The 22,609-nt window shown below is 61.7% G+C and carries 22 protein-coding genes; 17 read left to right on the top strand and 5 right to left on the bottom strand.

Annotated features, from left to right (window positions below):
* Both B9A31_RS18505 and norR read right to left on the bottom strand, forming a co-directional pair.
* Positions 1-1,565: Ig-like domain-containing protein (locus B9A31_RS18505; RefSeq protein WP_143512065.1), on the bottom strand; the 1,565-nt coding region annotated here is incomplete at its 3' end.
* A 190-nt stretch (positions 1,566-1,755) separates the two neighbouring features.
* Positions 1,756-3,312 (bottom strand): nitric oxide reductase transcriptional regulator NorR, encoded by a 1,557-nt coding sequence (gene norR / locus B9A31_RS18500; protein WP_019098548.1) that lies wholly within the window; start codon positions 3,310-3,312, stop codon positions 1,756-1,758.
* Positions 3,313-3,466: 154 nt separating this feature from the next.
* On the opposite strand from norR, the gene hmpA reads away from it, so the two are divergent.
* From hmpA to B9A31_RS18430, 13 genes are all read left to right on the top strand, one after another.
* Positions 3,467-4,645, top strand: a complete 1,179-nt coding sequence (gene hmpA, locus B9A31_RS18495; RefSeq protein WP_027609529.1) for an NO-inducible flavohemoprotein — start codon at positions 3,467-3,469, stop codon at positions 4,643-4,645.
* 367 nt (positions 4,646-5,012) lie between these two features.
* Entirely contained in the window at positions 5,013-5,519 is a 507-nt protein-coding gene (locus B9A31_RS18490) for a disulfide bond formation protein B (RefSeq protein WP_019098546.1), read from the top strand.
* A 559-nt stretch (positions 5,520-6,078) separates the two neighbouring features.
* On the top strand, positions 6,079-7,020 hold the full coding sequence (gene cyoA, locus B9A31_RS18480; protein WP_012270558.1) for a ubiquinol oxidase subunit II: 942 nt from the start codon (positions 6,079-6,081) through the stop codon (positions 7,018-7,020).
* Positions 7,021-7,023: 3 nt separating this feature from the next.
* Positions 7,024-9,042 carry a cytochrome o ubiquinol oxidase subunit I gene (gene cyoB, locus B9A31_RS18475; protein ID WP_016713238.1) on the top strand — a complete coding sequence of 673 codons (2,019 nt, stop codon included), beginning with the start codon at positions 7,024-7,026 and terminating at the stop codon, positions 9,040-9,042.
* A gap of 3 nt (positions 9,043-9,045) precedes the next feature.
* Positions 9,046-9,672, top strand: a complete 627-nt coding sequence (gene cyoC / locus B9A31_RS18470) for a cytochrome o ubiquinol oxidase subunit III (RefSeq protein WP_012051225.1) — start codon at positions 9,046-9,048, stop codon at positions 9,670-9,672.
* Entirely contained in the window at positions 9,672-10,004 is a 333-nt protein-coding gene (gene cyoD / locus B9A31_RS18465) for a cytochrome o ubiquinol oxidase subunit IV (protein WP_003248599.1), read from the top strand. The genes cyoC and cyoD overlap by 1 nt, the downstream gene beginning before the upstream one ends.
* Positions 10,005-10,015: 11 nt before the next feature.
* The gene (gene cyoE / locus B9A31_RS18460) at positions 10,016-10,903 is read left to right on the top strand and encodes a heme o synthase (RefSeq protein WP_012270561.1); all 888 of its coding nucleotides are present in this window, start codon (positions 10,016-10,018) and stop codon (positions 10,901-10,903) included.
* A gap of 253 nt (positions 10,904-11,156) precedes the next feature.
* Positions 11,157-12,365, top strand: coding sequence for an alanine transaminase (gene alaC / locus B9A31_RS18455; RefSeq protein ID WP_016713237.1), 1,209 nt, complete (start codon positions 11,157-11,159; stop codon positions 12,363-12,365).
* A gap of 116 nt (positions 12,366-12,481) precedes the next feature.
* Entirely contained in the window at positions 12,482-13,609 is a 1,128-nt protein-coding gene (locus B9A31_RS18450; protein ID WP_060709737.1) for a PH domain-containing protein, read from the top strand.
* Positions 13,610-13,735: 126 nt separating this feature from the next.
* Positions 13,736-14,119, top strand: coding sequence for a YkgJ family cysteine cluster protein (locus tag B9A31_RS18445; RefSeq protein ID WP_025753817.1), 384 nt, complete (start codon positions 13,736-13,738; stop codon positions 14,117-14,119).
* A 195-nt stretch (positions 14,120-14,314) separates the two neighbouring features.
* Positions 14,315-14,878 carry a GNAT family N-acetyltransferase gene (locus B9A31_RS18440; RefSeq protein WP_019098544.1) on the top strand — a complete coding sequence of 188 codons (564 nt, stop codon included), beginning with the start codon at positions 14,315-14,317 and terminating at the stop codon, positions 14,876-14,878.
* A 105-nt stretch (positions 14,879-14,983) separates the two neighbouring features.
* The gene (locus B9A31_RS18435; RefSeq protein WP_019098543.1) at positions 14,984-15,523 is read left to right on the top strand and encodes a hypothetical protein; all 540 of its coding nucleotides are present in this window, start codon (positions 14,984-14,986) and stop codon (positions 15,521-15,523) included.
* Between the two features lie 20 nt (positions 15,524-15,543).
* A complete protein-coding gene (locus B9A31_RS18430) occupies positions 15,544-15,930 on the top strand; it encodes a lysozyme inhibitor LprI family protein (RefSeq protein WP_025753816.1) in 387 nt (128 codons plus the stop codon).
* Positions 15,931-15,998: 68 nt separating this feature from the next.
* On the opposite strand, the gene mnmH is transcribed toward B9A31_RS18430, so the two are convergent.
* Both mnmH and selD read right to left on the bottom strand, forming a co-directional pair.
* A complete protein-coding gene (mnmH, locus tag B9A31_RS18425) occupies positions 15,999-17,117 on the bottom strand; it encodes a tRNA 2-selenouridine(34) synthase MnmH (RefSeq protein ID WP_019098541.1) in 1,119 nt (372 codons plus the stop codon).
* The gene (gene selD / locus B9A31_RS18420; protein WP_084297242.1) at positions 17,117-18,151 is read right to left on the bottom strand and encodes a selenide, water dikinase SelD; all 1,035 of its coding nucleotides are present in this window, start codon (positions 18,149-18,151) and stop codon (positions 17,117-17,119) included. The genes mnmH and selD overlap by 1 nt, the downstream gene beginning before the upstream one ends.
* 126 nt (positions 18,152-18,277) lie before the next feature.
* Here selD and B9A31_RS18415 point away from each other — a divergent pair, with 126 nt between their 5' ends.
* From B9A31_RS18415 to phnE, 4 genes are read left to right on the top strand one after another with little or no spacing between them, the layout of a single operon-like run.
* A complete protein-coding gene (locus B9A31_RS18415; protein WP_084297241.1) occupies positions 18,278-19,132 on the top strand; it encodes a putative selenate ABC transporter substrate-binding protein in 855 nt (284 codons plus the stop codon).
* The gene (locus B9A31_RS18410) at positions 19,129-19,938 is read left to right on the top strand and encodes a phosphonate ABC transporter ATP-binding protein (RefSeq protein ID WP_084297240.1); all 810 of its coding nucleotides are present in this window, start codon (positions 19,129-19,131) and stop codon (positions 19,936-19,938) included. The genes B9A31_RS18415 and B9A31_RS18410 overlap by 4 nt, the downstream gene beginning before the upstream one ends.
* A complete protein-coding gene (locus B9A31_RS18405; RefSeq protein WP_084297239.1) occupies positions 19,932-20,759 on the top strand; it encodes a PhnE/PtxC family ABC transporter permease in 828 nt (275 codons plus the stop codon). The genes B9A31_RS18410 and B9A31_RS18405 overlap by 7 nt, the downstream gene beginning before the upstream one ends.
* Positions 20,756-21,523 (top strand): phosphonate ABC transporter, permease protein PhnE, encoded by a 768-nt coding sequence (phnE, locus tag B9A31_RS18400; protein WP_019098537.1) that lies wholly within the window; start codon positions 20,756-20,758, stop codon positions 21,521-21,523. Before B9A31_RS18405 ends, phnE begins: the two co-directional genes overlap by 4 nt.
* Here phnE and B9A31_RS18395 read toward each other — a convergent pair.
* Positions 21,520-22,407, bottom strand: a complete 888-nt coding sequence (locus tag B9A31_RS18395; protein WP_016713225.1) for a bestrophin family protein — start codon at positions 22,405-22,407, stop codon at positions 21,520-21,522. The genes phnE and B9A31_RS18395 overlap by 4 nt on opposite strands.
* Positions 22,408-22,609: the final 202 nt, after the last annotated feature.

Below are 22,609 nucleotides of genomic sequence, written 5' to 3'. Positions count from 1 at the left end.
GCGGAACCGGTGAGGGTAGTGCCGTCGGCATCGATGACCAGGTTGCTCGGGCTGTCTGGCGCGGTGGTGAGTGGCACATCGTATTCGAGGGCAACGGAGGCGTTGCCGCTGGGGTCGGTCTGCACCAGGCTCAGCTGGTCACCCGGCTGTACCGCAGGATCAAGGTCAATCAGGAAGGTGCCATTGGCCCCGACCACTCCGGTGCCGATCACGGTGCCGTTGGCATCACGAACTTCGACGGTGGCCCCGGGTTCACCTCGGCCACTCAGCGCCAGGCCGCCACTGCCGACTGCAATGTCGCTGACTGCACTTGGCGGGGTGATGTCGGGTGCTGTGAATTCAAGCGGGATCGAGCTGTTGCCGGCAGCATCCACCAGGCGTATATCCAGTGCTTCGCCGTTGGCCTGGGCGGGCGACAGGGTGACGCTGAATAGCCCGTCGGCACCGACCAAGCCTGTACCAATGATGTTGCCGGCCGCATCACGCACCTGCACGGTGGCCCCTGGTTCACCGCGGCCAGTGAGGGTTACGCCGCTGGCAAGGGCGAGGTTGGTGGGCTGGTCTGGGGCGGTCGTATCAGGTGTCTCGACGTCTGGTGCTGCAATGCTGGCCGAAGGCGAGGTGTTGCCGGCTGCGTCCTTGGTGCTGACCTCCAAAGCCTGGCCTTCGGTCTGTGGCGGTTGCAGGGTGATGCTGAACTGGCCGTCTGCACCGGCCACGGCTGAGCCCAGCAGCACCCCGTCGGCACCCCGCACCGAAACCGTAGAGCCTGGTTCTGCACGGCCGGTGAGGGTGGTGCCCTGTTCATTGATGGCAAGGTCGGTAGGTGCCAGCGGCGCAGTCACATCCGGGGCGGTGACTGTGCCAGGCGTGGAGACGTTGCCGGCGCCATCGGTCAGAGTGACTTCAAGGTTTTCGCTGTTGATTTGCGGCGGGTTCAACGTCACATCGAAGGTGCCGTCGGCACCCACGGTGCCGCTGCCGATCAGGTTGCCGGTAGCATCACGGATGCTCACTGTGGTGCCTGCTTCACCACGGCCGGTCAGGCGCAGGCCATCAGGCGACACCAGCAGGTCGATGGGCGTGGCCGGTGCGGTGGTATCGGGGTCCGAACCGCCACCGCCGCTACCGCCGCCTCCGTTGTCGGCTGCCGCCGCAGCGCCACCGATGCCAAGCAGGCTGAGCCCGGCAATCGCCCAGGTCGGCATGGCGCTACCGGCAGTGCCGATACCGGCGACCAGTTCGTCCAGCGAGTTCACATCCTCGAAGGTGAAACCGGTGAACGCCGTTGCGTCGTACTGCGCGTGCCACAGGGTGCCGTCTTCACCGACGAAGACAATGTCGCTGCCGACCCCTGCCTGGTCCACGGCGAAGAAGTTGCCGATGGTGACCTTTTCACCCGATTTCAGGGTGATGATCAGGTCTTGCCCACGTTGGGTAACAGTGGCGACCTTGTCGGGGGCCACCGGCATCTGCACCACGCCTGGCCCTTTCAGGTTGATATTGCCCCAGGCGCTCTGAGTGGCGACTTCGGTTTGCTTATCGGCGACGACGATGTTGTCCATGAACGCTCCCTGCTGGTATCCGGATCCCCCGGCCCGAACCGTTCGGGCCACAACCTGCGTCACGGAGCCCTTGCGGGGGCGTTACACGCAGTCTCGACCAGGCAGTCGAAATTCGGGTGGTTAGGGAGATATAGCAGCCAGGCGGGAAGCAACCAGATGGCTTTCTGGGTTAATCCTTTTGTACTGAACCTCAGCGAAGCCCCAGCCGGCGGGCCAGCCGGCTCAGGTTTGCGCGGTCCAGGCCCAGCTCGCGGGCCGCTGCCGCCCAATTATCCTGGTGCCGTTGCAGGCACGCTTCGATCACTTGGCGCTGGTAGAGGTCGACCGCTTCGCGCAGGCCGCCTTCAGGCAATGTTGTCAGTGGGGCAGGGGCTGCGGGGGAGGGGAGTGCGTCTGGGGTTACGCGCACCGCGCGCAGGTCCAGGTCGACGGCTTCAAGCGTGAGAATGCGTGGCCGATCGGGGTGCTGGCCCAGTGCTTTTAGGGCCGAGCGGCCGATCAGGTGTTCCAGTTCGCGCACATTGCCTGGCCACTCATAGGCCAGTAGCGCGGCCTGGGCTTCGCTACTCAGGCGCAGGCTGTTCAGGCCCAGGCGTGAACGGTTCTGTTCGAGGAAGTAGCCAGCTAATAACAATACATCTCGCCCACGTTCGCGTAAGGGCGGTACGTGCAACGGGTACACGCTGAGGCGGTGATAGAAGTCGGCGCGGAAGTTGCCATTGCGTACTTCTGCGGCCAGGTCACGGTTGGTGGCGGCGATCAGGCGCACGTCCACACGGTGCTCGCGGTCCGAGCCCAGGCGTTGCAGTTGGCCGCTTTGCAGCACACGCAACAGTTTGGCTTGCACCGTTAGCGGCAGTTCGCCCACTTCGTCGAGGAATAACGTGCCGCCGTTGGCCAGCTCGAACTTGCCCCGGCGCTCGCCGTGCGCGCCAGTGAAGGCACCGCGTACATGGCCGAAGAGTTCGCTTTCCACCAAGGTATCGGGCAGGGCGGCGCAGTTGAGGCTGACCAGTGGCTTGTCGGCCCGGTTGCTGGCCTGGTGCAGCGCCTGGGCCACCAGTTCCTTGCCAACGCCCGTTTCGCCAGTGATCAGAACAGTCAGGTCGCTGCCCCCGACCAGGCGGATTTCCTCCACCAAGCGCTTATGCGCCGGGCTCTGGCCAATCAGTTCTTTATCCTGGCCGCTGGCTTGGCGGTAGATTTCGGCCCGCAGGTGTTCGTCTTCGGCGCGCAAAGCCAGGTGCTCAATGCGTTCGGCCACGGTAACAGTAGCGGCGGCCAGGCTGGCGAAGGCTTGCAGGGCATCCAGCTCCAGGCTCTGGAACTGCCCGGGGGTGAGGGCATCGAGGGTGACCAGGCCCCAGGGGCGCTCATCGACCATCAACGGGCAACCCATGCAGTCGTGCACTTGCAGGTCGGCATCGGGGGCGTTGACCAGGCCATCGTAAGGGTCGGGCAGTTCGGAGTCGCTGGCGAAACGAGTGGGCTTCGGGCTGCTGAGCAGTATCTGGAAGCGCGGGTGCTCGCTGACCCGGAAGCGCCGGCCCAAGGTGTCAGGGCTCAGGCCGTCCACCGCCAGCGGCACCAGCCATTCACCGTCCAGGCGCAGCAGCGCGGCGGCATCGCACGGCAATAGCCCGCGCATGGCTTGCAGCAAGCGGCGGTAGCGCTCCTGGTCGGGCAAGTCGCGGGAGAGGTCGCTGACCAGGGGGAGCAGGGTGGTGAGCAAGGGTTTTGCGGTCATAAAGACTCCTATGGGTCGATATGACTATACGACGAGGTGGGTCGTTTTGACATGATTGGCGTCAACCCCCTGAATTTACTGGCGATAAAAGTTGGCACGATTGCTGAAATACCCAAGGCAGTCATTTGAAGCCACAGGCTCAGGAGTTGTCGCAATGCTCAATGCCGAACAACGTGCAATCATCAAGGCCACTGTACCGCTGCTGGAAAGCGGCGGCGAAGCGCTGACCACCCACTTTTACAAGATGATGCTCAGCGAGTACCCCGAGGTACGCCCACTGTTCAACCAGGCACACCAGGCCAGTGGTGACCAGCCTCGTGCGTTGGCCAACGGCGTGCTGATGTATGCGCGCCACATTGACCAACTGGAGCAGCTGGGGGGGCTGGTAGGGCAGATCATCAACAAGCACGTTGCCTTGCAGATTCTGCCGGAGCACTACCCGATCGTCGGCAGCTGCCTGCTGCGCGCCATCGAGGAAGTACTGGGCAAGGAAATCGCTACCCCTGCGGTGATCGATGCCTGGGGCGCGGCCTATGGCCAGCTGGCCGATATCCTGATTGGTGCTGAAGAAAGCCTCTATAAACAGAAGGAAGAGGCCGAGGGCGGCTGGCGTGGTACCCGCGAATTCCGCCTGGTACGCCGCGAGCAGGAAAGCAGCGAGATCGTTTCGTTCTACTTTGCCCCGGTGGATGGTAAACCGGTGCTCAAGGCCGAGCCTGGCCAGTACATTGGCCTGAGACTGAGCATCGACGGTGCCGAACAGCGCCGCAACTATTCGCTGTCGGCGCTGTGCGATGGCAGGGAGTACCGCATCAGCGTCAAGCGTGAGTTGGGCGGCAGGGTGTCCAACTACCTGCACGATGAGCTGGTGGTGGGCGATACCTTGCAACTGTTCCCGCCAGCGGGCGACTTCACCCTGGCGGCCAGCGACAAGCCGCTGGTGCTGATAAGCGGGGGCGTGGGTATTACCCCGACGCTGGCCATGTTGCAGGCGGCGCTGCAAACCCGGCGCGAGGTGCATTTCATTCACTGTGCGCGTAACGGCGCGGTGCATGCCTTCCGTGAATGGGTCGATGGCCTGGCGGCGCGTCACCCGCAGCTCAAGCGCTTCTACTGCTATGCCGAGCCGGAGGGGGGCGCTGCGGCTGATGCTGTGGGCCTGTTGAGCGAAGACCTGCTGGCCGAGTGGTTGCCGCAGGCGCGAGATGTGGATGCCTACTTCCTTGGACCCAAGGGCTTCATGGCGGCGGTGAAGCGCCAACTGAAGGGGCTGGGCGTGCCCGAGCAGCAGAGCCGCTACGAGTTCTTCGGGCCGGCGGCTGCGCTGGAGTGATGTAGCGCCTGTCCTGGCCGCTTCGCGGGTTTACCCGCGAAAAGGCCGGTACAGGCAGTACACCTTCCTGCCTGTATATAAGGAAAGATGAAACCGGGTTCGCCGCTTTCATCATTAATCCTCCGTTAATCACGGTATCCTTCACTCCCGGGTGTCGAGGGGCTTGCCCCTGCGCGGCACCCGGGCAGCCGCTTTTTTGCCGCCCGGCGTTGAACCGACGCCGTTGCGGTCGGTCTCAGCCTCACCGGATAGCCCTGCGCAGTGCTACCGCGCCGCTCCCTCGGCATGCTCACAGGCCATGCCCAGCGTGTAGACTTGCGCCCAGGCAGGCGGACCACGCTGCCACTATCCATCGAAGGAACCGGCAATGAACGAACAAACATCTCGCCTGAATCGGGAACGGCGCTTTCTGGTGCTGTTGGGCCTGATCTGCCTCTCGCTGATCGGCGGCGCCCTCTATATGCAAGTGGTACTGGGTGAGGCTCCGTGCCCGCTGTGCATCCTGCAGCGTTACGCGTTGCTGTTCATTGCCGTGTTCGCGTTCCTCGCTGCCGCGATGCCCGGGCGCCGTAGCCTGACCTTCTTCGAGGTGCTGGTGGTGCTCAGTGCCATTGGCGGAATTATTGCGGCCGGCAACCATGTGTATATACTCGCCAACCCCATGGTCAGTTGTGGTATCGACACCCTGCAACCGATCGTGGACGACCTGCCACTGGCCAAGCTCTGGCCGCTGGCGTTCCAGGTCGACGGCTTCTGCAGCACACCGTACCCGCCGATCCTCGGCCTGTCGTTGGCGCAATGGGCGCTGGTAGCGTTCGTGCTGACCGCCATTCTGGTTCCGCTCGGTATCTACCGCAACCGACGCCAGGCTTAGACAAAAGTCCCGAATTGCATGGGGGCTTTTACGCCGCATGAGAAGAGGGAAAAGTTGCTCGCCGCTTGACCTGGATCAATCCCGAAGCCTTGCAGAATGCGGCTTTGAGGCCTGGCAAGCGGGGTGCGACAAACTGTCGCGAAGTTGAATTATTGAGCGTTATTGTTGCGGATTCTGTAAAAGACTGTTGCTCAATAAGTCATAGTCAAGGGTTGGCGACCTCACTACAATCGCCCCCAATTTCCGTTCGGCACTGCTTGCGAGTCGCAGGATTGAAGGAAGCCCCAGCGCTCCTTTTTGCTGACTTCGTCAAGTTTCGCCCAACGGCGATACCGGGCGGACCCCCCTCCGCGTTTTCCCGCACCAAATGGACTTGGTCTGAAGTACAGGCCTGTTGCCTACGAAACCATAAGCACCGCTAACACGCTCGAAGCCAAGGTCCTGCAGTCGGACCCCAGGCAGGAGCGAGTACGGGCGCGAAATGCCTCACTTGGCAGGACGAAGTGTTGGCTACCAAAACACAAATTGCATTGAAGCAAGCTGATCTAGAGGTCGTGAGATGAGTAAAAAGCGTTACCCCAGACTGTTTGGCATATTGCCCTTTTTAGGCATGCTTTTACTCAGTGGGTGCAACTGGACCCTGCTCGACCCGAAGGGCCAGGTCGGCATTGAGCAAAAGAACCTGATCCTGATCGCTACCGGCCTGATGCTGCTGGTGGTAATCCCTGTCATCATCATGACCCTGGCGTTCGCCTGGAAGTACCGTGCTTCCAACAAGGCAGCCACCTACACCCCTGACTGGTCGCACTCGACCAAGATCGAGGCCGCGGTGTGGATCATCCCGATCCTGATCATCATCGCCCTGGGTTACGTCACCTACCACTCCACCCACAAGCTGGACCCATACCGTCCACTGGATTCCGATGTGAAGCCGGTGCAGATCGACGTGGTCGCGCTGGACTGGAAGTGGCTGTTCATCTACCCGGAGCAGGGCATTGCCACGGTCAACAAGATCGTCTTCCCGGCTAACACCCCGGTCAACTTCCGCGTCACTTCCGACGCCGTGATGAACTCGTTCTTCATCCCGGGCCTGGGCGGCCAGATCTACGCCATGGCCGGCATGACCACCAAGCTGCACCTGATCGCCAACGAAAACGGCGAGTTCGACGGTATCAGCGCCAACTATAGCGGTGCTGGCTTCACCGGCATGAAATTCAAGGCTACTGCCACCTCCCAGGAAGACTTCGACAAGTGGGTCGCCGAGGTCAAGCAGTCGCCGAAGAAGCTGGACAAGGCCGAATACGACGCCTTGGCCAAACCAAGCGAAAACAACCCAGTCGCGCTGTACAGCGAGGCTTCGCCTGAGCAGTTCCAGCTGATCGTCGACAAGTACGAAGGCATGAACCGCGGTCGTAGCCACGAAGAAGCAGGCAGCAAAGACCTGGCCACAACCAAGGGTGTGGAATCGAGTATGCAACCAGCTGCCGGTGCAGAGGAGTAAGAGATGTTCGGTAAATTAAGCCTGGAGGCGATACCCTATCACGAGCCGATAGTCATGGTGACGCTTGCCATGATCGCGCTCGGCGGTATCGCTGTCGTCGGTCTTATCACCTATTTCCGCAAGTGGACCTACTTGTGGAGCGAGTGGCTGACTACTGTCGACCACAAAAAGATCGGCGTGATGTACATCATCGTCGCGATGATCATGCTGCTGCGCGGCTTTGCCGACGCCATCATGATGCGTACCCAGCTGGCTGCCGCAACCGGTGGCTCCGAAGGCTACCTGCCGCCTGAACACTATGACCAGATCTTCACCGCTCACGGTGTGATCATGATCATCTTCATGGCGATGCCGTTCTTCACCGGCCTGATGAACCTGGCGGTTCCTCTGCAGATCGGTGCACGTGACGTTGCCTTCCCGTTCCTGAACTCCCTGAGCTTCTACCTGCTGCTGGCAGGCGTGCTGCTGGTCAACATCTCGCTGGGCGTTGGTGAATTCGCCAAGACCGGCTGGGTTGCCTATCCGCCGCTCGCGGGCATTCAGTACAGCCCTGGGGTGGGCGTTGACTACTACATCTGGGCGCTACAGCTATCCGGATTGGGTACGACGCTTACCGGCGTGAACTTCCTCGTCACCGTGATGAAGATGCGCGCACCTGGCATGAAACTGATGGACATGCCGATCTTCACCTGGACCTGCACCTGGGCCAACGTACTGATCGTTGCTTCGTTCCCGATCCTGACTGCTGCACTCGCGCTGCTGACTGTTGACCGTTATCTGGACTTCCACATTTTCACCAACGAGCTTGGTGGGAACCCGATGATGTACGTCAACCTGTTCTGGGCGTGGGGTCACCCTGAGGTTTACATCCTGATCCTGCCGGCCTTCGGCGTGTTCTCGGAAGTGACTTCGACGTTCTCTGGCAAACGCCTGTTCGGCCACCACTCGATGATCTACGCATCGGGCGCGATCGCCATCCTGGGCTTTGCGGTATGGCTGCACCACTTCTTCACCATGGGTGCCGGCGCCAGCGTCAACACCTTCTTCGGCCTGGCGACGATGCTGATCTCCATTCCGACCGGTGTGAAGCTGTTCAACTGGCTGTTCACCATGTACCAAGGCCGTGTGCGCTTCACCGCACCGATGCTCTGGACCCTGGGCTTCATGGTCACCTTCTCCATCGGTGGCATGACCGGCGTACTGCTGGCCGTTCCAGGTGCTGACTTCGTCCTGCACAACAGCCTGTTCGTAATTGCGCACTTCCACAACGTGATCATCGGTGGCGCGGTATTCGGCTACATCGCCGGCTTCGCCTTCTGGTTCCCGAAAGCCTTCGGTTTCACCCTGAACGAGAAGTGGGGCAAAGCTGCCTTCTGGTTCTGGCTGTCGGGCTTCTACGTTGCGTTCATGCCGCTGTATGCCCTGGGCTTCATGGGCATGACCCGTCGTCTGAACCACTCCGACAACCCACTGTGGGAACCCTACCTGTACGTAGCCGTTGTCGGCGCCGTGCTGATCCTGTTCGGTATCGCTTGCCAGCTGATCCAGCTGTACGTATCGGTTCGCGACCGCAACCAGAACCTGGACGTGACCGGCGACCCATGGGGCGGCCGTACTCTGGAATGGTCCACTTCGTCGCCACCTCCGTTCTACAACTTCGCTCACATGCCTGAGCAGGTTGGCCTGGACGCATGGCACGAAACCAAGGAAAGCGGCAAGGCTTACAAGCCAGCGACCAAGTTCGACGCTATCCACATGCCGAGCAACACCTCCACCGGTTTGTTCATGGGCCTGTTCCTCACCGTCTTCGGCTTTGCCTTCATCTGGCACATCTGGTGGCTGGTTGGCGCAAGCCTGGTTGCAACCATCGCTGTCTTCGTTCGCCACGCTGCCCGTGACGACCAGGGCTACATGGTTCCAGCCGAAGAAGTGGCGCGCATCGAAGGCGAGCGTATGAAAGCGCTGGCCAAAGCAGGTGCTCTGCCTGCCGGCGCACGTGTCGAATCGTTTGAGCGGGTGTAATCAATGTCCAGTCAAGTAATGCACGGCGGCGCTGCTCATGGTCACGACCATGGGCATGACGACCACCACCACGACTCGGGCCAGATGACCGTACTGGGCTTCTGGCTGTACCTGATGACCGACTGCATCCTGTTTGCGTCGCTCTTCGCTACCTACGCGGTGCTGTCCGGCAGTTTTGCCGGCGGCCCGTCGGGTCATGACATCTTCCAGCTCGATTTCGTAGCTGTTGAAACGCTGTTCCTGCTGCTGTCCTCGATCACCTTCGGCTTCGCCATGCTGAAGATGTTCGATGGCAAGAAAGCAGGCGTACTGGGCTGGTTGGCTGTGACCTTCCTGTTCGGTGCAGGCTTCATCGCGATGGAAATCTATGAATTCCATCACCTGATCAGCGAAGGCTTCGGCCCGCAGCGCAGTGGCTTCCTGTCGGGCTTCTTCGCCCTGGTAGGTACCCACGGCCTGCACGTGACTGCTGGTCTGATCTGGATGGCAATCATGATGTACCAGATCAACAAGCACGGCATCACGCCGACCGCCAAGACCCGCATGAGCTGCCTGAGCCTGTTCTGGCACTTCCTGGACGTGGTCTGGATCTGCGTATTCACCGTCGTTTACCTGCTGGGAGTTCTGTAATGGCTAACGCACACGACACTCATCACGAAGGTAATCACGGCAGCGTCAAGTCGTACATGATCGGCTTTGTACTGTCGATCATCCTGACCGCGATCCCGTTCGGCCTGGCCATGACCGCCAGCCTGCCGAAGAACCTGACCGTTCTGATCATTGTTGCCATGGCCGTGATCCAGGTAGTTGTTCACCTGGTTTACTTCCTGCACATGGACCGCTCGAAAGAGCAACGCAACAACGTATCGACGTTCCTGTTCACCACCCTGGTGATCGCTCTGCTTGTCGGCCTGTCGCTGTGGATCATGTTCAGCATCCACTTCGAAATGTTGGCCAAGTGAGGTAAGACTGCATGTCCGTTAAGCACTTTATCCAAATCACCAAACCGGGGATCATTTTCGGTAACGTGCTTTCCGTGGCAGGCGGTTTCTTCCTTGCCTCGAAGGGCCATGTGGATTTCGCCCTGTTCCTGGCGGTGGTGATCGGTACTTCGCTGGTGGTGGCGTCCGGATGCGTGTTCAACAACTGCATCGACCGTGACATCGACCACAAGATGGAGCGCACCAAGAACCGCGTCATGGTGCAGGGCGGCATGTCGCTGCCCCTCGCGCTGATCTACGCCACCCTGCTTGGGGTGGCGGGTTTCAGCCTGCTGTATGTCCAGGCCAACCCGCTGTCGGCGTTCTGTGCGCTGATCGGCTTCATCGTCTACGTCGGTTTCTACAGCCTGTGGCTGAAGCGTAAATCGGTGCACGGCACCTTGGTCGGCAGCCTGTCTGGTGCCATGCCTCCGGTGATCGGCTACTGCGCCGTGAGCAACAGCTTCGACTTGGCTGCAGTGACCCTGCTGGTGATGTTCAGCCTGTGGCAGATGCCGCACAGCTTTGCCATCGCCATCTTCCGCTTCAAGGATTACAGCGCTGCCAACATTCCGGTCCTGCCGGTGGCACGTGGCGTCCTGGCGGCGAAGAAGCAGATCGTGCTGTACGTGCTGGCCTTCGTGCTCGCCACCTTGATGCTTACCCTCGGCGGTTACGCCGGCCTCGGCTACCTGGCCGTGGCAGCTGCCATGGGCCTTTACTGGCTGTACATGGCATGGGGCGGCTACAAAGCCGAGGACGACAGCAAGTGGGCCCGTAAAGTGTTCGGCTTCTCCATCCTCACTGTCACCGCTCTGAGCGTGATGATGGGTGTGGACAGCCAGACTGCTGCGGACGTGCTGATGACCTACGCACGCTGAAACTGCTGCCTGCTTCACGAAAACCCCGGCCATTGTGCCGGGGTTTTTTTATGGGTGTTTTTCCTGTGCCCGAGAAGGGCCGGTTATGAAAACATACAATTCAAATTTTCAAAAAATACATCTGAAAAAATATAACAAAACAGGAAATTATCCTTTACAGACATCCTGTTTCGGCACTATCTTCTGATCCAGGCCGCCAAATCGGCCAACGTCGCTCGGACGGTTCCGGGCGCTTACGTACTCAGAGGAAGCCATGGCCAACCCAGGTTCGCCGCGCCGCTTTGCGCGCATCGATCGTCTCCCCCCTTACGTCTTCAACATCACTGCCGAACTCAAGATGGCTGCCCGCCGCCGTGGCGAGGACATCATCGACCTGAGCATGGGCAACCCCGATGGTGCCACCCCGCCGCACATCGTCGAGAAACTGGTGCAGGTTGCCCAGCGTGAAGACACCCACGGCTACTCCACCTCTCGCGGTATCCCGCGCCTGCGCCGGGCCATTTCCAACTGGTACAAGGAACGCTACGAGGTCGACATCGACCCGGAAAGCGAAGCCATCGTCACCATCGGCTCCAAAGAGGGCCTGGCGCACCTGATGCTGGCCACCCTCGACCAGGGCGACACGGTACTGGTGCCCAACCCCAGCTACCCGATCCATATCTACGGTGCGGTCATTGCCGGTGCCCAGGTGCGTTCGGTGCCGCTGGTGCCGGGTGTGGACTTCTTCAACGAGCTGGAACGGGCGATTCGCGAGTCGATCCCCAAGCCGAAGATGATGATCCTCGGTTTCCCGTCCAACCCTACTGCCCAGTGCGTGGAGCTGGACTTCTTCGAGCGCGTGGTGGCGTTGGCCAAGCAGTACAACGTGCTGGTGGTGCACGACCTGGCCTACGCCGACATCGTCTACGATGGCTGGAAAGCCCCCTCGATCATGCAGGTGCCCGGCGCCAAGGACATTGCGGTGGAGTTCTTCACCCTGTCCAAGAGCTACAACATGGCGGGCTGGCGGATTGGCTTCATGGTCGGTAACCCCGAGCTGGTCAGTGCCCTGGCGCGGATCAAGAGCTACCACGACTACGGCACCTTCACGCCGTTGCAGGTTGCGGCCATTGCTGCGCTGGAAGGCGACCAGCAGTGCGTGCGCGACATTGCAGAGCAGTATCGCCAGCGCCGCAACCTGCTGGTGAAGGGGTTGCACGAGATGGGCTGGATGGTCGAGAACCCCAAGGCGTCGATGTATGTGTGGGCCAAGATCCCGGAGCAGTATGCACACCTGGGGTCGCTGGAGTTTTCCAAGAAGCTGTTGGCCGAGGCCAAGGTATGCGTGTCGCCGGGGATCGGCTTTGGTGATTATGGTGATGACCATGTGCGCTTTGCCCTGATCGAGAACCAGGACCGTATTCGCCAGGCCATTCGCGGGATCCGGCAGATGTTCCGCGCTGACGGGTTGAGCAACAAGTAAGCATCAGGGGGCCGCGTTGCGGCCCCCATTGCTATTCAGGTGAGCGCTTTCCGCCTGCATTCCATCGTTCTGCCTACCTATCTTCAGCACTCATTTCTCACCACAGAGATCCACAAATGAGTGTCTTCACCGCCTATTTCTGCGGCACCGGCTCCCACCGCTTCGACGACGCCAACCCCAACTTCTGGAACGGCGAACTGGTATCGACCCTGGCCAGCAACGACCAGGGCCGCGAATTCGCGCACTGGATAGCCGTCGACGGTCCCGGTAGTGGCAACCTTCAGGACGACAACCTGTTCGTCGAGCCCGGAGGTTATTTCAACTGGACTGGCCAACTGTTCGGCCGCGGCTGGGAAGAGAACGTCAACCATGTGCTGCAGGTGATCAAAGGCGAAAGCAGCTGGCACCGCACCAAATTGAGCGAGGAAGAGTACGAGCGGCTGAAGAACGCCGGTGTACCTGTTCCGGATGCTTCTTCCACGGCCTCCTGGTTCTGGCGTACCTACGATTACGGTGACCGCCATCCGACTCCGCAGGAACTGCAAGAGCGCATCATCAGCATGTTTCGCAAACCACGCATTCCGACCCAGGTGAACCTGGTGGGCTGGAGCCGGGGCGGTATCAGCTGCCACATGTTGGCCAACGCCATGGCACAAGACCCGGTACTGCGGGACATACCGGTGAACATCTTTGCAATCGACCCTGTGCCCGGCGTGGGCAATGTGCAAGCCGAACGCATCACGCTGGCGGCAAACGTGCGTGAATATGTCGGCTTCTATTCGCGGGATGAGCGTTCCAAAGGCTTTGCCTGCGTGATCCCGTCAGTGGCCAGTGGTACGAAGATCTGCATTTATCCGATGCCGGGGCGTCATGCCACGCTGGTGGGCAACGCGTCGGTCGATGGTGCGAGCGGCGGCGAGGTGCTCAAGGAACCCGGGCTGGTCGTTCGTCATTTTGCCGAAGTCTGCCTTGCCCGCTGGGGTGTTGAGCTGGGCAAGCGACTGGCCTTGAGCGATAGGCAGCTCATGGAGTATCACCGGACTATGAGCGCTGCTGAAAGGCAGTACCACGCCATGCGCAGCGAGTCTTACACGGTGCTGACCGAGGGTGAGCGAGATAATCGGTTGGTGCATTGCGGCGAGGCTTGTACGCACTTCAGCAAGGTGTGCGGTGATGACTATGACCCGACCGAGGGCCTGGCGTTGACGCGTTGGGACGCAACTACCTACAAGGCGCTGCGGTAGCGGATGCGGGCGGCCGGATCAGCGGCAAAATATTTTGCTTGGCCCCTCTATCCAGCCGCCCCGGGTTCGAATGAAAATGGCGCCGCGGGCCAGCCCCGATAACAACAACCTTCCCTCCGTGACATCATGTCTGAATATAACCCTTGCCTTGACTGCGGCGCCTGCTGCGGGTACTTCCGTGTGTCCTTCTTCTGGGGCGAATGCCAGTCTGCCGGGGGCCTTGTGCCAGACGACCTGGTGGTGCAGATCAACCCCACCCGCGTTGCCATGATCGGCACCGATGCCAAGCCATGCCGCTGCGTCAGCCTTGAGGGCGAGATCGGTAAAGAGGTGGCTTGTACCATCTATGCCAACCGTTCCAGCCCTTGCCGCGAGTTCGAGGCGTCGTGGGAAGGTGGGGTGCACAACCCCAGCTGTGACGATGCGCGGGCGGCGTATGGGCTGCCGCCGCTGACGCCGCCGGGGGCCAATGAGCCGCATTGGCCGGATGATGGGGCTGAGGTGGCTTGAGGCATTGTCGCTAGCCTGTACTGGCCCTATCGCCGGCAAGCCAGCTCCCACAGGTACCGCGCAAAGCCCAAAGCATGTGGTAATCCTGTGGGACCCTGGCTTGCCGGCGATGGACTGCGCGGCAGCCCCGGGATGCCCGAAACCAGCGCTTGACGTTAAACTGTCATCTCCCCAGCAATGGACAGGAGATCCGGCGTGACCCCACCCCGCAGTTTCCCCAGTGACCTCTGCCTCGACAGCCCGCGTCTGCACTTGCGCCCCATGCGCCATGCCGATGCCGCGCAATGGCTGGCGATCATGGCCGACCCCGAGGTCATGCGTTATTGGCACCATGCCCCCTGGCAAGACCTGGCCGAAGCCGAAAGTGCCCTGGCCGCCGACCGCGAAGCCTATGCCAATGGTGACCAGCTCAAGCTCGGCATGTACCGCCGCGACAATGGCGAACTCATCGGCATGGTCCAGTTGTTCAACATCGACGATGTCTCCCGCCGTGGCGAGATTGGCTACTGCCTGGCCAGCGCCGTGCAGGGCAGGGGCTACATGGACGAAGCGCTCACCTGCTTCATCGACTACCTCGCCCACACCCTGCACATGCGCCGCCTGGAAGGGGAGATCGACCCGCGTAACCAAGGCTCGGCGCGTACCCTTGAACGCCAGGGTTTTGTGCTTGAAGGCACGCTACGGGCGCGTTGGTGCGTGGCCGGCGAGCTGTCTGACTCAGGGATCTACGGTTTGTTGCTTGAGCCAGCAGTTGCATAGCCTTGCGTCGCAGGGTGTTGCCGTGGGGCACCTATTGAAGGTTTGGAAGCGGGGCAGGGCCTGAGTTAAGGTCGTACGCTGTCCGGTTTCCTTCAGGTGTGTCCCTTGCCCGTTTTCTACCTGAGCATCAGCTTGCTGCTGTACGTGCTTGCCCTGTTTTTCGATGGTGCGCTGATGAGCGGCGAGCGCCACATGCCGGCTCTGCAGATGCTGCTGTACGGGCCATGGGGCATGCCCTTCGGTTTGTTCCAATGGTTTGCCAACCCGCTGCTGGCCCTGGCTATCCTTGCCCATCGGCGGTTCCGCAGGCTGGCTTTGCTGGCAGGGCTGGCCGCGCTGTACCTGGCTGCCAGCAGTTTCGGAATTGACCGCTTGCCGGACAACCAGAGCTACGCGTTTCATGAGCGCACCGGCTTTGGTGCCGGTTTCTACCTGTGGCTGGCTGCGATGGTGATGTTTTGTGCGGGCCAGGCTTGGCATTGCTGGAAGGCACGCAGCGCCAACGACATGCCGGGCTGGAACTGGCTTGATGTAGCGTTGATCGCAGCGTTGGCTGTGACGCTTTACGCGGCAACGCAGATGCCATCGTTGCGCTTCGAGCCGGGCAACGTACTGATGCCACCAGAGCAGCCGCAGACGCTTTGATACCCATAAGGAGGGGGCGCATGACCAAGCATTATCTGACAGGCCTGGCACTGGCTTGTGTGCTGCCACTGGCAGTGGCAGACGACTACACGCCGGCCTACGGGCAGTGCATGGACAAGGCCTCCAGCACGGTGGCCATGAGTGCGTGCATCCAGGCTGAAACGCAGGTGCAGGACCAGCGTTTGAACCGGGTGTACAAGCAGTTGATGGGCAAGCTGGAGGTCGGGCAGCAGAAAAGCTTGCGCGATGTGCAGCGCAAGTGGATGGCCTACCGCGATGGCAATTGCCAGTTCCACGTGCAGGCCAGTGGCGGGACCCTGGCGCAGTTGGAAGGCGGGACGTGTGTGATGGACATGACCCGCGACCGGGCGGCGGAGCTGGAACGGGTGCTTAGCCCGGGGCAGTAAAGCCATGTCAGAAATGACTGGCCGCTCCTACAGGTACTGCACTGCCCTTGGGGGCAGGGCTAAACCTGTCAGACCTTGCCCCGAGGTTCGCGCAGCGCCCGGGCCTTGAGGTACTCGCGCACTTCCACGGCATCTCCGGCAAACTCAATACGCTCAGCCTTCGCCGCACGCTGGTAGGCATACATCGGGTCGTAATACTCGTTCAACAAGCCTTCGATCCAGCCCCGGTGCAGCTCCACCGCGCCGCTGCGCTGCTGCGCTTCCAGCGCCTGGCCCAGCAGCGCCGACAACCGCTGATAACGCTCGCCGCCCAAACGCTTGTAGATGTTGGCCATGCTTTGCAGCATACGCTCGGCAAACAACCGGCGGCCTTCCTCCTCGCCATGCACAGCGGCGAACTCGGCACTCAGGTTGACCACGTAATCACGCAGGATGCGTTCAACGCGGTTGGCGAAACTGTCTTCCAGCCACACCAGTGGGTATTGCTGCATACCCTGGTACAGCTCCAGCGGCACGGTGCAACTGCCGACGATGCGGCCTTCATCTTCCAGTACGAACTGTTCAACGCCTCGGTCGCGTTTCTTCAGTACGTCGATGGCCAGCTGGTTCTCGAAGTCGATTTGCGCCGGCTGCGCGGTGGCGCGTTTGCCGAAGCTGGAGCCGCGATGGTTGGCATGGCCTTCCAGGTCCAGCACGTTATCCAGCTGATGCAGCACGTCGGTCTTGCCAGTACCGGTAAGGCCGCCCAGCAGCACAAAATCGCACTGCGCCACCGCCTGTTGGGTGGTTTCCAGCAAAAAGGTCCGCATGGCCTTGTAGCCGCCCTTGACGCGCGGGTACTGGATGCCCGCTTCATCACGCAACCAGCCTTGCACGATCTGCGAACGCAGGCCGCCACGGAAGCAGTACAGGTAGCCTTCGGGGTGGGCCTGGGTAAACGCCACCCAGGCGTCCAGCCGAACCTGCTTGGTGGTGCCGCTGACCAGCTGGTGGCCCAGGGCGATGGCAGCTGCCTGGCCCTGCTGCTTGAAGCAGGTGCCGACCTTCTGCCGCTCCTGGTCATTCATCAGCGGCAGGTTGACCACGCCAGGAAAGGCGCCTTTGGCGAATTCGACGGGGGCGCGCATGTCCATCATCGGCACGTCGTCGAGAAACAGCCGGCGGAAATCGGTGCAGTCGGGGCGCATCAGATCACCTCGACCGCGTGGCTCTGTCGTTCGACCAGCTTGCCGATTGGCGACAGTTGCAGGCCCAGTTCGGCAGCGACTGCCAGGAACGCGTCTTCACCTTCAGGGCTGACCGCCACCAGCAGGCCGCCGCTGGTTTGCGGGTCGCACAGCAGGTGTTTCTGCTCGTCGCTGAGTGCGCCGAGCTTGTGGCCGTAGCTTTCGAAGTTACGCAAGGTGCCGCCGGGGATGCAGCCTTCGGCCAGGTAATGCTCGACGCTGGGCAGGCGCGGTACGGCGGCGTAGTCCAAGTGCGCGGTAAGGCCGCTGCCTTCGGCCAGCTCCACCAGGTGGCCGAGCAGGCCAAAGCCGGTGACGTCGGTCATGGCCTTTACACCGTCGAGTTTGCCGAAGCGGCTGCCGGGGGTATTGAGGGTGCACATCCAGTCGCGGGCCAGGCCTTGGTCTTGTGCGCGCAGCTTGGCCTTTTTCTCGGCGGTGGTAAGGATGCCGATGCCCAACGGTTTGGTCAGGTACAGCCGGCAGCCGGCAGTGGCGGTATCGTTGCGCTTGAGGTAGCGCTTGCTGACCACACCCGTGACGGCGAGGCCGAAGATTGGCTCGGGGGCGTCGATGGAGTGGCCGCCGGCCAGCGGAATGCCTGCTTCGGCGCACACCGCACGGCCACCACGAATCACTTCGCGGGCCACTTCCGGTGGCAGCACATTGACCGGCCAGCCCAAAATGGCGATCGCCATCAGCGGGTCGCCACCCATGGCGTAGATGTCGCTGATGGCGTTGGTGGCGGCGATGCGGCCGAAGTCGTACGGGTCATCGACAATCGGCATGAAAAAGTCGGTGGTCGAGACCACGCCGCGCTCGTCGTCCAGCGCGTACACCGCAGCGTCGTCGCGCGAGGCGTTGCCAACCCACAGCTTCGGGTCCAGGGCCTGGGTGCCGCTTTCGGCAAGGATCACATCCAGCACCTTGGGGGAAATCTTGCAGCCACAGCCGGCACCATGGCTGTACTGGGTCAGGCGAATCGGCTCGCTCATATGCACCTCGACAGGTCAAATTGTTGCGCGATTGTAGCAAAGCTGGCCTTTGGGCCTTGGCCTCTTATAATCCTCGGTGTCGACGGATTTGTCGGCATTTCCCCGCTATTGAACCGGAGAACACCCATGCTCAAACGCCCCTTGGCGCTCGCCGCCGGCCTTGTGCTGTCTTGCTGTGCCGTTGTCGTCCAAGCTGCTGAAGTGTTGCGGGTCAGCGCCATCCCCGACGAAGCGCCAACCGAACTGCAGCGCAAGTTCAAGCCGTTGGGCGAGTACCTGGCCAAGCAACTGGGTATGGAAGTGAAGTTCGTACCGGTGGCCGATTACCCGGCTGTGGTCGAGTCGCTGGCCGCCGACCGGCTGGACCTGGCCTGGCTGGGTGGCTTCACGTTCGTTCAGGTACACCTGAAGGACCCGGCCGCCACGCCACTGGTGCAGCGTGAGCAGGACGCGCAGTTCACCTCCAAGTTCATCACCGCCAACCCCGACGTGAAGAGCCTGGCCGACCTCAAGGGCAAGTCGTTCGCCTTCGGCTCTATCTCGTCTACTTCGGGCAGCCTGATGCCGCGTTACTTCATGCTCAAGCAGGACAACATCAAGCCTGAAGAGTACTTCGGCCGTGTGGCCTACTCTGGCGCCCATGACGCCACCGTGGCCTGGGTGCAGGCGGGTAAGGTCGATGGCGGCGTGCTCAATGCCAGTGTGTGGCAGAAACTGGTGGATGCCGGCAAGGTCGATACCGCCAAGGTGAAAGTGTTCGCCACTACCCCGACCTATTTTGACTACAACTGGACCGTGCGCGGCAACATGGCGCCGGCGTTGAAAGAAAAGATCAAAAAAGCGTTCCTCGACCTCGACCCGGCCAATCCGGAGCACAAGGCTATCCTCGACCTCCAGGCCGCCAGCCGCTTCATCGAGACCAAGCCTGAAAACTATGTAGGCACCGAGCAAGCTGCGCGTGAGGCTGGCCTGCTCAAGTGACTGCTTCGAACGTGGCAATCCACCTGCATGGTGCCGGCCTGCGCCATGGCCAGGTGCGCGCGCTTGACGCGATCAACCTGAGCATCGAGCAGGGCGAGCGTGTCGCGATCATTGGCCCGTCGGGGGCGGGTAAGTCGAGCTTGCTGCACCTGATGGCTACGGCCATCCAGCCCAGCAGCGGGCGCGTGGAGTTGCTGGGTGAGCAGCCCTGGGCGTTATCCGCCAGGGCACGCCAGCGCCTGCGGGCGCGGGTCGGCCTGGTGCATCAGGCACCGCCCTTGCCACCGCGCCAACGGGTGGTGACGGCAGTACTGGCCGGCCGGCTGGGGCAGTGGGGGTTAACGCGTGGCTTGCTCAACCTGCTGTACCCCAGCGATGTGCCGGGGGCGCGCCAGGTGCTGGCAGAGCTGGGCCTGGCAGACAAGCTGTTCGTGCAGTGCGGGCAGTTGTCGGGTGGTCAGTTGCAGCGGGTGGGTATTGCCCGGGCCCTTTACCAGCGGCCACAGGTGCTGCTGACCGACGAGCCGGTGTCGGCCATGGACCCGGTGCTGGCCGACCACAGCCTGGCCTTGCTAAACCGCCATGCCCAGGCCAATGGCGTGACGCTGGTGGCGAGCCTGCATGCGGTGGAGTTGGCGCTGGCGCATTTCCCCCGGGTCGTCGGTATCCGCGAGGGCCAGGTAGTGTTTGATTGCCCGGCAGAAGCGGTCACCGGACACATGCTGGAGGCGCTGTACGCGAATGAACAACTGGCTTCGCCGCCAACCCAGGGGCCGATTCTGACGGTGCAGATCCCGCGATGCTGAGGGCCGACACCCGCGATCCGGCCTTGCTGCCACGGCTGCTGCTGGCCTTGCTGGGCGTGGCGATACTGTGGCCGGGTATCCAGTTGAGCGAACTGAACCCCGGAGTGCTGTTGCAGGCCGAGAACCGACAGCAGATCGCCAGTTTCACCAGCGCCTTCTGGCCACCCGCCCACGATGCCGATTTTCTCGTGTTGCTGTATGAAGCCACGCTACAGACCTTGGCCGTGGCCACCGCTGGCATGGCGTTGGCGTTGCTGCTAGCCGTTCCGGCGGGGCTGATGGCCAGTCGCGCCTTGTCGTTGCGTGCCGCCTCCCGTGGTGGGCGTGCAGGGCTTTGGTCGCGCCTGCTGCGCCTACCGGTGCGCGGGTTGCTGATCTTCCTGCGCAGCGTGCCGGAAATTGTCTGGGCGCTGTTGTTCGTGCGGGCCGTGGGGCTGGGGCCGACGGCGGGTGTATTGGCCATCGCCATTACCTACAGCGGTATGCTGGGCAAGGTCTACGCCGAAATCTTCGAATCGGTCGACCAGCGCCCGGCCCATGCCTTGTTGCAGGCGGGCAGTGGCCGGCTGACGGCGTTTCTCTACGGCATTCTGCCCAATGCGGCGTCCGAGGTGGTGTCCTACACCGTGTACCGCTGGGAGTGCGCGGTGCGGGCCTCGGTGGTGATGGGGTTTGTGGGGGCGGGCGGGCTGGGGCAGCAGATTGACCTGTCGATGCGGATGTTTGCCGGGGCGGAAGTGGCCAGCATGTTGCTCACCTTCCTGCTGCTGGTGATGCTGGCCGACTTGCTCAGCCGCCTGCTGCGCTGGAGGCTGGCATGAACCGGGTCATCAACTTGTTGTTGCTGGGCGCCATCGTGTTGGCGGTGTTGGCCTCGTTCGCTTACCTGGAGCTGGACCTGCAAGCGCTGGTCGGTAACGGCGGGTTGGGGCAGATGGGCGAGTACGCAGGGCGCTTCCTGCATCCGGACCTGTCTACCGGGCACTTGAAGGCTGTGTGGCGCGGGGCGCTGGAGACGCTGGCCATGTCGGGTCTGGGCACCTTGTTGGCGATGGTCATGGGGATGTTGCTGGCACTGCCGGCGGCAGGGCGATTCGGTTGGCCATTACAGGGCGTAGCGCGGTTGCTGCTGAATGCTCTGCGCGCCATTCCGGAACTGGTGTGGGCTGCGCTGACAGTCCTGGCGGCCGGTCTTGGGCCCAATGCCGGCACCCTCGCGTTGGCGCTGCACACCGCCGGTGTTCTGGGACGCTTGTTTGCCGAGGCGTTGGAGAATGCGCCGCCGGAGCCAGCGGCAGCGATTCGCTTGCAGGGCGGCAGCCAGGTGGCCGCATTCTGTTTTGGTACCTTGCCCAATTTGTGGCCGCAGTTGCTGGCCTACAGTTTGTACCGCTGGGAAAACAATATCCGTATGGCCAGCGTGCTCGGCTTTGTCGGGGCAGGGGGCTTGGGGCAGATGCTGTACACCACGTTGAGCCTGTTCCAGGAGGCCCAGGCCAGTACGGTGATCCTGGGCATGCTGGTGCTGGTGTTGCTGGTGGATACGTTGAGTGATGTGTTGCGCCAGCGCTATGTGCGGGCCTAAGCGAGTTCCCCACACTGCGCTTCCCGTTGCATCGACTCCAGGTTCCGCTCGATCGTCTCGCAAATGGTGTCCATCTGGATCTGGTGCTCACTGAACTTGAATGGGCTCTGCAAATCCGTGCCGATTCGCTCGATGGCCAGCAACATGAACCCCACCACTGTCGAAGCCAGCGGCGTGAACCAGCCCAGCGACTCCACCAGCCCTATTGGCACGATCAGGCAGAACAGGGTGATGAACAGTCGCGGAAAATACACGTAAGGGTAGGGCAGCGGTGTATTGGCAATGCGCTCCATACCGCCTTGGGCATTGGACAGGTCCACCAGCGTCGATTCCAGCCGCGCCAGACGGATGCTGTCCAGCCGGCCGGCCTGGTATTCCCGCGCCAGCAAGGCCGCCGAGCCACCGAGAATGTCATTGGCAAAGTTGTTCGAGCGGTTGCGCCGTTCGAATTCAGCCGGCGGGATGAAGGCCATCAGTTCATCCGGGCAGCTCTCCCCCTTCAAGTGTGCAGCCAGGCAGTTCACATAGGCGATGTGCCGGCGCAGCAGGGTGGCCTTGACCGGGTTCAGGCCATCAGCCGGGTCATCGATCAGGTTTAGCGTCTGCCTTGCGAAGCTGCGCGAACTGTTCACCAGCGCCCCCCACAACGTGCGAGCTTCCCACCAACGGTTGTAGGCGCTGCTGTTGCGAAAACTCACCAGCACTACCAGCGCCGAGCCCAGCAAAGTCAGCGGGATCAGCGGCAGGGTGAACTTGCTGTTGAAGAACAGCATGAAATCAATGGTGACCAGCACATCCCAGATCAGCAGCCAGAACAGCGACCAGCCGATGTAGCCGATGGTCTTCACGACCAGGCGGTACTTGCGGGTGATGATGTCTTTCACGCGGGGGGCCTCGAAACGCGGGGGATGCAGAATCGGACGTCGAGGGGAGAGCATGGTTCGGTGCGGTTCGTCTGGGTGTATTACCAGACGTGTTCAGTGCCAGGCTTTGTAGGAATTGGACTGCAGTGTTTTAGGACCACAGTGAAATAGCCCGAGCCAATATCTACGTTGAAAAAGCCCGGGCAAGAAACGAACGGGTCAC

Origin of the sequence: Pseudomonas sp. URIL14HWK12:I5 (genome assembly GCF_900176445.1) — a bacterium.
Classification (GTDB): domain Bacteria; phylum Pseudomonadota; class Gammaproteobacteria; order Pseudomonadales; family Pseudomonadaceae; genus Aquipseudomonas; species Aquipseudomonas monteilii.
Note: the sequence above shows the minus strand (reverse complement) of the source record. Positions and strands in the feature narration are given on the sequence as shown.